This window comes from Kitasatospora sp. NPDC086801, assembly GCF_044745805.1.
GTDB lineage: Bacteria > Actinomycetota > Actinomycetes > Streptomycetales > Streptomycetaceae > Kitasatospora.
The window spans coordinates 105882-115242 of sequence record NZ_JBIVAX010000015.1 but is presented as its reverse complement, the minus strand read 5'-3'; the positions used below and the strand labels follow the sequence as shown (position 1 = coordinate 115242).

Annotated in this window: 9 protein-coding genes; 3 read left to right on the top strand and 6 right to left on the bottom strand. The window is 73.9% G+C overall.

The window, feature by feature from the left end:
* Positions 1 to 184: 184 nt before the first annotated feature.
* From ACIPLC_RS18565 to ACIPLC_RS18555, 3 genes are all read right to left on the bottom strand, one after another.
* Positions 185 to 397, bottom strand: coding sequence for an MbtH family protein (locus ACIPLC_RS18565; RefSeq protein ID WP_400474062.1), 213 nt, complete (start codon positions 395 to 397; stop codon positions 185 to 187).
* A gap of 59 nt (positions 398 to 456) precedes the next feature.
* Complete coding sequence (locus ACIPLC_RS18560) at positions 457 to 585, bottom strand: hypothetical protein (RefSeq protein ID WP_400474061.1); 129 nt, start codon at positions 583 to 585, stop codon at positions 457 to 459.
* 295 nt (positions 586 to 880) lie between these two features.
* The gene (locus ACIPLC_RS18555; protein WP_400474060.1) at positions 881 to 2077 is read right to left on the bottom strand and encodes an IS256 family transposase; all 1197 of its coding nucleotides are present in this window, start codon (positions 2075 to 2077) and stop codon (positions 881 to 883) included.
* Between the two features lie 392 nt (positions 2078 to 2469).
* Between ACIPLC_RS18555 and ACIPLC_RS18550 the strand changes: the two genes are divergently transcribed.
* The gene (locus tag ACIPLC_RS18550) at positions 2470 to 3453 is read left to right on the top strand and encodes a LuxR C-terminal-related transcriptional regulator (protein ID WP_400474059.1); all 984 of its coding nucleotides are present in this window, start codon (positions 2470 to 2472) and stop codon (positions 3451 to 3453) included.
* Between the two features lie 54 nt (positions 3454 to 3507).
* Here ACIPLC_RS18550 and ACIPLC_RS18545 read toward each other — a convergent pair whose 3' ends face one another.
* The 3 genes from ACIPLC_RS18545 to ACIPLC_RS18535 are packed head-to-tail and all read right to left on the bottom strand — an operon-like array spanning position 3508 to position 7201.
* A complete protein-coding gene (locus ACIPLC_RS18545; protein ID WP_400474058.1) occupies positions 3508 to 5973 on the bottom strand; it encodes an ABC transporter permease in 2466 nt (821 codons plus the stop codon).
* 11 nt (positions 5974 to 5984) lie between these two features.
* On the bottom strand, positions 5985 to 6665 hold the full coding sequence (locus tag ACIPLC_RS18540; RefSeq protein ID WP_400474057.1) for an ABC transporter ATP-binding protein: 681 nt from the start codon (positions 6663 to 6665) through the stop codon (positions 5985 to 5987).
* Between the two features lie 2 nt (positions 6666 to 6667).
* Complete coding sequence (locus ACIPLC_RS18535) at positions 6668 to 7201, bottom strand: PadR family transcriptional regulator (protein ID WP_363374032.1); 534 nt, start codon at positions 7199 to 7201, stop codon at positions 6668 to 6670.
* Positions 7202 to 7569: 368 nt separating this feature from the next.
* Here ACIPLC_RS18535 and ACIPLC_RS18530 point away from each other — a divergent pair, with 368 nt between their 5' ends.
* Complete coding sequence (locus ACIPLC_RS18530) at positions 7570 to 8016, top strand: hypothetical protein (RefSeq protein WP_400474056.1); 447 nt, start codon at positions 7570 to 7572, stop codon at positions 8014 to 8016.
* Complete coding sequence (locus ACIPLC_RS18525; protein ID WP_400474055.1) at positions 8016 to 9326, top strand: hypothetical protein; 1311 nt, start codon at positions 8016 to 8018, stop codon at positions 9324 to 9326. Before ACIPLC_RS18530 ends, ACIPLC_RS18525 begins: the two co-directional genes overlap by 1 nt.
* The last annotated feature ends 35 nt before the right edge of the window (positions 9327 to 9361 follow it).

Sequence of the window (9361 nt, the reverse complement as noted above, 5' to 3'; positions counted from 1 at the left end):
GACCTTCGGGGCGGTCGGCCCGGGCGGTCGATGGAGCGGCGGCGCGGCTTCAGCGGTGGTGCGGCGGCGCGGTTTCAGCGGTGCGGTGGTGCAACGGCGCGGCTCCAGCGGTGCGGTGGTGCGACGGCGCGGCTCCAGCGGTGCGGTGGTGCGACGGCGCGGCTCCAGCGGTGGCCTGCTGCGGTCAGTGGCCGGTCTGCTGGGCGATCAGGCTCTTCGGCCGCAGGTCCTGCCAGTTCTGTTCGACGTAGTCGAGGCAGTCCTGTCGGCCGGCGGCGCCGAAGACCTGCTGCCAGCCGTCGGGCACCGGGCTGAAGACCGGCCACAGCGAGTGCTGGCCCTCGTCGTTCACCAGGACGAGGTAGCTGGCGTCGGGGTCCTCGAACGGGTTCGCCATCGTCGGTTTCCTCTTTGTTCGGAGAATTTCGGGAGGGGGGAATTACGCCGGAGCGCGGCTCACGGACCCCAGCCGGAGTCGGCGTTGGGCGCCGAGACGGCTGTGGCGGAGGCCAGGGGCGAGTGCGGCTCGGCGCTGCTCTGGAAGCCCAGTCCGGCGACCAGCAGAACGGCGAGAATCCCGAGCATATGGTGAATGCGAACGGCAAGATTCTTCATCGCTAATTCCTTTTTCCGAGGGGGCGGTCGGCCCTCTTCGCTCGGAAATTCATCCTGCCGAGGCTCAAACGGGCGTGGAAGCTCTGGCCATGATCGGGAACACGCATTGCGGGAACCGGAAGCTCGAACAGACTGTGTCAAAAACAGACAGATATGATCCAAAGAGTGCCTGGCTCTGTCAGATCAGTGGTGGGAATCGGTCAGAGTTGCGAGTTCCGGTCAGCAGTGGGGGCCCCGGCCCCTCCGGGGCCGGGGTGACGGTGCATCAGTAGTGGGAGCCCCGGCGCAGTTCCTCGCGGACGGTGGGCCAGTCCTCGGTCCACGTCCGCCCCGCCGCGGCGGGTGACTCCAGGGCGAGTGTCGCCAGGTAGGCGCGCTTGAGCGCGGCCCGCTCGTCCTGCACCCGGCCCGCCGCCTGCTCGATCCGGCGCAGCCGGGCGTGCAGCCGTTCCAGGGTGCCCCCGCCCGCGAGCAGGCGCCGCGCCTCGGGGCCGAAGCGGAAGCCGGCGGCGAGCAGCGGCCAGGCCGCCCGCCACACCCGGAACACCTCGCGGTGGCCGGGGCCCCACTCCCGTTCGGCCCGGGACAGCCGCGCCATCGCCGCCCGCTCGGTGGGCGCGGCACAGATCTCGCGCAGCGTCCGCGCGAGCGCACCCCAGTCCTCGCCGGGCGCGTGCCGCAGCGCGGCGTGCAGCAGGTGGGCCATCGAGCCGTGCAGCACGGTGCGCGGCCACTGCGCGGCCACCGCCTCGGCCAGGCCCCCGCCGGTGTCGCCGACCAGCACCCACACCTCGCGCACCCCGCGCTCGGTGAGCTCGGCCAGCACCTGCGGCCAGTGCTCCCCGTCCGTGGCGGGCCACAGACCCAGGACCTCGCGCCGGCCGTCGGTGGCGATCCCGAGCGCCAGGTGCACCAGCGGGCCGCCCGAGCGGCCGCTGCGCACCGCGTCGAGGAAGACCGCCGGGTAGACGGGGTCGAGCGGGCAGCGCCGCCGCTCGTCGAGTTCGTCGAGCACCTGGTCGGTGATGGCGGAGACGGTCTCCCGGCTGAGCTCCACGCCGTACACCTCGGCCAGGTGCGCCACCAGCTCGCCCGAGCTGAGGCCGCGCGCGGTGAGCGAGATGACCAGCCGGTCGAGGCCGGGCAGCCGGCGGGCCCGGGGGCGGACGGCCCGGGGGCTGAAGCTGCCCTGGCGGTCCCGGGGCACCCGCACCTCGACCGGGCCGATCTCGGTGAGCAGCCGCCTGGCCCGGGCGCCGTTGCGGGCGTTGGCGCCGGGGTCGGCGCCGCCCAGGTGCTCCTGGAGTTCGAGTTCCAGGGCGTGCTCGATCAGCTGCTTGGCGAGGGTCTGGAACAGTCCGCCCTCGCCCAGCAGCCGGATCGCGCCGGAGCCGACCTGCTCGGCGGCGGCCTCCGCCAGCTGCCGCACCAGCCGCTGGTCCACCAGCTCGGCCAGGTCCACGGGTGGGACCGCCGGGCCGGGATCAGCTCGCAACAAGGGGTGCCCTCCGTCTGTCGGCCGTTCCGTCCGCCGGCCGTCCGCCCCGGCCGCCCTGACGGGGCGACAGGCGCGACACGGCGGCCATCCGCCTGTCGCGGCGGCCGTCCGCCCGCCACCGCGGCCGGGTACGGTCGGGTTCGCCACCGCCCGGTCGGCTCTCCCGCCTCCGGGCACGCTCGGCTTTGCCGTCAGCCGCTGATTTCCGCGCCACTTGGGCGTACACTCACGGCAGTCAGAGCCCGGGGGACGGCTTCCGAACGACAGGTGATCTCCATCCTGCCATTTCAGACGCCTGGCGGTGGCCGGTACGGGCATTCGTGAAACCGCAATGCCGAAGCCGGAAGGATGCCCAGATGTGCCGATCCCAGGACAACAGCGCGGGAATGGGGACACCCCAGCTCTGTGACCGGGGGATCGAGTTCTACCGGGTGGCGCTGGCCGAGGGCTGCGCCACCGGCGAGGCCCCCGAGTGCCTCCTCGCGATGGGCCTGCTGCGCTCCCTGCCCGGCTCCGGCGAGCGGCTGGCACCCGTCCCGCCCGACATCGCGGCCACCGGCCTGACCCGGCCGATCGAACTCGCCGTGCTGACCCACCAGGAACAGCTCGCCGAGATGCGCACCGCCTTCACCGCCGCCGACCGCGCCTACCAGGACGTGATGCGCCGGGCCCAGCTGCCGGTCCGCCTCCTGACGGGCGAGGAGATCAACCCCGCGCTGGAGAAGGCCGTCGCCGCCTGCACCGAGGAACTGCGCACCGCCCAGCCCGGCGGCGGCCGGAGCCCCGAGCACCTCGCGGACGCGCTCCCGCGCGACCTCGCCCTCGCCGGGCGCGGCGTGCGCCAGCGCACCCTCTACCAGCACACCGTGCGCTCGCACGGCCCGACGCTGGCCTACATCGAGCAGGTCACGGCCCAGGGCGCCCGGGTGCGCACCCTGAACGAGGTGTTCGACCGGGTGATCATCTGCGACCGCTCCGCCGCCTTCATCCCGGCCGCGGCCAACCGCGAGGCCGCCGCGATGCTGATCCAGTTCCCACCGCTGGTCGAGTACCTGCTCAAGCTCTACGAGCTGATGTGGGAACGCGCCGAGCCGGTCACCTACCTGGAGGGCCGCCACCGCCCCCAGCTGCTCACCGACCGCACCCGCCAGAACGTCCTGCGCCTGATGGTCAACGGCTACACCGACGAGGCCATCGCCTCCCGCCTCGGCATGAGCACCCGCACCGTCTCCAGCCACATCCAGAAGGCCAGCGAACTCCTCGGCAGCCGCAGCCGCGGCCACCTCGGCTACATCATCGCCCGCGAGGGCGTCCTGGACGAACCCCTCGACGACCTGTGACCGGCACCGGGGGCCGTCGCCGTCGCTCGGCGGGACGGCCCCCGGTGGCCGGTGCTACTCGTAGCGGAGTTCGCCGGGGCGCATGAGGCGGAGGAGCTGCGGCAGGCCGAGTGCGGTCGTGAGGAGGACGGCGCCGGCGGCGATCGCGGACATGGCCAGCATGGAGCCCCAGTCGAGGGCGAAGGCCAGTCCTGCCGTGTACTGCAGGACGGCTCCCATCAGCAGGCCGCCGCCGGTGGCCAGCAGCATGCCCAGGGCCATCGGGACGAGGGTCTGCCACAGCACCGACAGGCCCAGGATCCGGCGGCGGGTGCCGACGGCGCTCAGCACGCCGAGGATGCGGCGCTGCTCCCGGAAGCGCTCCAGTTGGCCGACCAGCAGGCTGAGGGCGACCAGGAGCAGGGTGACCGCGGAGCCGGCGGTGAGCAGGCGTTTGACGGCGAGGTAGGTCGGGTCGAAGGTGCGGTCGAGGGGGGATTCGGTGACGCCCTGCGGGTCGATCGCCATGACGTCGGTGGCGAGTTGCTCCTTCGGGTCCGGCAGGCCGTGGGCCATCGCGACCAGGACGGTCGCGGGCTGGCCGCGCAGTGCGGCGGCCGGGGCGGCGCCCGGGGTGAGGAGCAGCAGGCCGGCGCCGATCCGCCCGTTGGGGTCGGAGCCTTCGACGGGCTCGACGGTGGCCGTCACGGCGGGGAGCGGCCAGGACGGCGGCTCGCCGTCGCCGCGGAAGAAGGCGGCGTGGACGGGCGTGCCGGGCCCGGTCGCGGGGGCGGCGTCCGCGCCGTCGTCCGGCCGGGTGGTCCGGCCCTGGACGACGAAGGCGTCACCGTCCTTGCAGTCGGGCAGGGTGGCGAAGCCGCGCAGCACGGCGCAGCCGGCGATCCGGACGCCGGGCAGCTCCCAGGGCTTGGCGGTGGGGCTCTCCAGGGAGAGCTCGGTGTAGGCGGCGGTGGCCTGCACCCCGGGGGAGTGCGCCAGCCGGTCGGCGAGCCGGTCGGCCTGCGGGCCGCCGCCGGGGAAGGACACCGACTGCTGGTACGGCCCGACCGCGACGCTGGGGCGCGGGCGGCCCTCGTAGGTCGCGCTGACGCCGAGGAAGAGCGTCTGCAGGGCGATCGCCCCGGCGACGGCCACGACCACGCCACTGACCGCGGCCGAGGCGGGGCCCGAGCCCAACTGGAGTCGGCGGATGGCGAGTTGCCAGGACACTCCGCCGCCGGAGCGCCGGGTGGCGGCCTCCACCAGCCAGGGCAGCAGCGTGCAGACGCCCACCAGCATCAGCAGCACGCCGAACGCGACCAGCAGTGAGCCGCGGGTGTCCTGAACGGAGTTGAAGACGGCGGCGCGCTCCATCCCGGACGGGTTGTACTGCGTGGGCAGGACCAGGGCGAGCGCCGTCAGGGCCAGTCCGGCCAGCGGCAGTGCCAGCCGCCACCCGATCCGGCGCCGGCCGGGGCCGGACCGGCGGACCACGCCGAGCGGGTCGACGGTGACCCGGCGCATCGCGAGCAGGGTCACGCCGATGCCGAGGAGCGGGACGACCACGGCGATCGCGGCGGCGACGGCGGGGTGCGGCGCGATGTCCTCGGGGTAGAAACTGAGGCCGGCGAGCCGCAGGTGCCCGGTCAGCTGTCGGCCGAGCAGGAACAGCGCCGCGCCCGCGACCAGGCCCAGCGCCGCGCCGACCAGGGACTCGCCGGCGGCGAGCCGGGCGGTCATCCGGCGGTCCGCGCCGACCAGGCGCAGCGCGGCGAGCCTGCGGTCGCGCCGTTCGCCGCCGAAGCGGGCGGCGGCGGCGAGGAAGACGCCGACCGGCGCGAGCATCACGGTCAGGCCGACGGCGTTGAGCAGGATCAGCCGGGGGTCCATCGGCTTGGGCGGCGAGAAGTGGCCGTACGAGGTGATGCGGGTGGCCCCGGTGTCCAGCGAGAGCCGGTCGCCGCCGAGCAGGAAACCGGCCTGGCCGGGACCGAGCAGGCCGGCCGGGCCGATGGCGCCGACCACCGGGTAGGGGAGACGGTCGCGCAGCAGCTGGTTGGCCGGGTCCTTCAGGAGGTCGGCCAGGGCGGGCGAGACGACCATCCGCCCCGGCGGCGGGTAGGCGGCCACTCCGGGCGGGAGCGCCGCGTCCGGGCCCTCGGGCTGGACGACCCGCCCGCGGATCGCGGTGCCCCGGAAGGTGGTGTCGGCGGTGGCGACGAGGACCGTCCGGTCGCCGGGCGTGGGCAGGTCCTCGTCGTGGAAGGTGTCGTTCTGTACGTACAGGCGCTCGTTGCGGTGCTGGACGATGCCGGGGAAGGAGGCGGTGAACAGCAGCAGCGCCACCCCCAGGCCGACGCCGCAGGCGGTGAGCAGCAGCCGCCCCCAGCCGTCGCGCCCGTTGGTGAGGGCCAGGCGGACGCCGAGGCCGAGCTGGTCCAGGAACGGCGAGCGCACCCGGTCGGTGGCGGGGGCGTTCAGACCGGGGTCGCTCGCGCGGGGGTTGCTCGCGCCGGGGCCGCTCGCCCCGGGGTCGCTCATGCCTGGGCCGCTCATATCGCGCCCGCCAGGTCGCGGGTGCGGCCGTCACGGACGACGATCTCGCGGTCGGCGTAGGCGGCGACCCTGACCTCGTGGGTGACCAGGACGACGGCGGCGCCGGTCTCCCGGGCGGCCTGGGTGAGCAGTTTCATCACCCGCTCGCCGTTGAGGGAGTCGAGCGCGCCGGTCGGTTCGTCGGCGAAGACCGCCTTGGGCCCGGTGATCAGGGCCCGTGCGGCGCCCACCCGCTGGCCCTGGCCGCCGGAGACCTCGCCGGGGCGATGGGCGGCCACGTCGGCCACCTCCAGGCGCTCCAGCCATTCGCGGGCCCGGGCCTCGGCGGCCCGTCGGCGCAGTCCGTTGAGGCGCAGCGGGAGCGCGACGTTCTCCAGGCAGGAGAGTTCCGGGACGAGCTGGCCGAACTGGAACAGGAAGCCGAACTCGGTGCGCCGCAGGGCGCTCAGCTCGGCGTCGGAGCAGGCGGTGAGGTCGCGTTCCCGGTAGCGGATGCCGCCGCTGTCGGGGCGGGTGATCCCGGCGAGGCAGTGCAGCAGGGTGGACTTGCCGGAGCCCGACGGGCCCATCACGGCGACGAGTTCGCCGGCCGCGACGGTGAGCGAGGCTCCGCTGAGCGCGGGGGTGAGCCCGAAGCTCTTGTGCAGGTCGTGGGCGGAGAGCAGGGGTTCGGACATGGTCAACGCTGGGACTCCGTGATGCGGGCGGCGAGTTCGTCCAGGCGGGCGGCGGTGAGCTCCAGCCAGCGCAGGTCGGCTTCCAGGTGGAACAGGGCGTGGTCGCAGATCAGCTGGTCGGTGAGGTCCCCGGTGAGCTTGCGGCGGGTCAGCTCCCGCATCTCCTTGAGGTGTTCGGCCCGCTGGGCGTCCAGCACGTCGGCGCCGGAACGGCCGGTCAGGAGGGCGAGCACGACCTTCTGGTAGAGCGTGCTCTGCAGGTACGGCTGCGGGCTCTCCGGGTGCGCGAGCCAGTTGGCGAGGTCGGTGACCCCGGCGTCGGTGATCGCGTACCGCTTGCGCTCCGGGCCGTCGCCGGCCTCGACGCCGTCGACCACCACCAGGCCGTTCTTCAGCAGTCGGGAGAGCGTCGCGTACACCTGCCCGTAGTGCAGGCCGCGGTCGCGTCCGAAGTGCTCGTCGTGAAGGCGTTTGATGTCGTATCCGTGGCGGGGCTGGGTCTCCAGCAGGCCGAGGAACAGCTGTCCTAGTGACATGCCCAGGGACTATACAGGCCATGTATACACATGGGTGTATAGAGGGTGCTGCCCGCGGGTCGGCGCACGACGACGGCCCCTCCCCGAGCATCACCATGGAGGAGAACTACGGCAACGCCGCTGTGCAGTGCTGAGCGGCCGGCCATGACGCGCGGTGCCCCTTCCTCCCGGCCAGGGAGGGAGGGGCACCGTCGTCCGTGCTGCTGTCGGCGCCACCCGATCGTCCGACCGATCGTCCGACCGGCCGGGAGCCCGGTGCGCCGCCGGGGCCGGGCTGGTGTCAGGAAGGTGTCAGGGCGGGGGCGGTGATCGTTGGGATGTCGTCAAGAGTGGCCGGGGCCCGGGGCGGGCTCGGGTGAGGTGGGTGGATGCCGACTCCTCCGTTGCCCGATGTGCCCGGTCCCACTGGTGGTTACCGCAACGCGCCCACCGGGGTGCCGCCGTACAGCGGGCCGGCGTTGCCGACGCTGCCGGCCCTGGACGGGACGCTGGTGGTCGACTTCGCGCTGGTCGGCAAGGCCGGGGCGGATGCGGGCCGTGCGGCCGACGGCATGGCTGCCGCCTGGACGGCGCTCGGTTCCGCGGCCCTGTTCGGTGCGGCGCCCTGGGGGGACGACCCGGCCCTCGGGCAGGGCTTCGACCAGGTCTTCGCCCAGCCGCGGGACGACCTGCTGAAGGCGGTGCAGGCGCTGCCGGACACCCTGCGCAAGCTCGCCGACGCCCTCGGCGCCACCCGCAGCACGTTCGAGAAGGCCGACGAGCTCGCCACCGAGCTCGCCTGGACGTTCCCGGTGCCCGGCAGCGGCGGCGCGTGATGGCGGTCGACGCCCCCAACGCCTCGCTGCCGGACGGGCTGCAGAACCTGCTGATGATCCTGGTGGGCAACAAGTGGCCCACCGGGAACGAGACCGCGCTGCGGGCCGAGGCGGACGCCTGGGCCGAGGCGGCGAAGTCGATCCGCACCTGCATCCGGGAGCTGACGGACGCCAAGTCCCAGCTCGACCAGGGCTTGAGCGGCGCCACCAAGGACGCGTTCGACGCCTACCTGGCCAAGCTCGCCGTCGCCGACGACGCCGCGCTGCCGCTCATCGCTCAGTGCTGCGAGGCCGCCGCCGACGCGCTGCACAACCTGGCGAACCAGATCGAGACCCTGCGCATCGAGATCATCGGCGCGCTGGTGGTCCTGGCCGTCCAACTGGCCATCGACGCCGCGATGTTCCTCTTCGGCGGGGCCGAGGCGGCGCCGGTGGAGATCGCCTTCACCAGGGCCCTGGTGTGGGCCTTCCTGCGCAAGGCGCTGATCAGCGCGGTGACCCGGGTCGCCGAGTCGGTGCTCGCCCAGGTCGGCTTCGACCTGCTGGCCCAGGTGATCGAGCTGGGCCAGGGCCACCGCACGTCGATCGACGGCGGCGAGCTGGGCACCGCCGCCATCAACGGCGCGGTGGGCGGTGCGGTCGGTGTCGGCGCGGGGTGGCTCGGCAAGGGGCTGGGCAAGGGGCTGGGCAAGGGCCTCGGGAAGGGTTTCACCTCGCTGACCGGCAAGGAGGCCGGCGCGTTCGCCAAGGGCGCGGCCGGGCTGGTCTGGAACACCGGCTACGGGGCGCTGACCGGGATGGCCGAAGGCGTGGCGCAGGACTCGGTGTTCGGGCTGTCGGGCGACTACGTCTCCGGCGCGGCCAACGGCGCGTTCGCCGGGGCGTGGGGGTGGCGGCACGGGGCGATGAACCCCCGGAACAAGTTCTCCATCTCGCCGGGCGACCACATCGAGGGCTGGTTGAACGGAAAGCTGGAGGGGCCGCGCCCGCCGCGCGGCGGCACGACGGGGGACGGCACGCCCGGGGGCGGCCCGTCGGAGATCGAGCTCCGGCCGGTCGGGGAGCTGCCCCATGAGCTGCCGCCGCTGCCGCCGCAGGACACGGACCTCTCGGGCCTGTTCCACGAGATGGGCCACTTCCCGGCCCCCGTCGGCGACTTCAGGCCGAAGCCGGGCGGCACCTCGGCTCCGCCGCCACCGCCGCCACCACCACCGCCGCCATCACCGGTTCCGAGCCCGCAGCCGCACCCGCGAACCGTCTCGGACGCCATCCTGGAGGAGCTCAACCCGACTGTGCACCAGCCCTCCTGATGATTCATCAGGAGAGCTGGTGCCGGATCCATGAG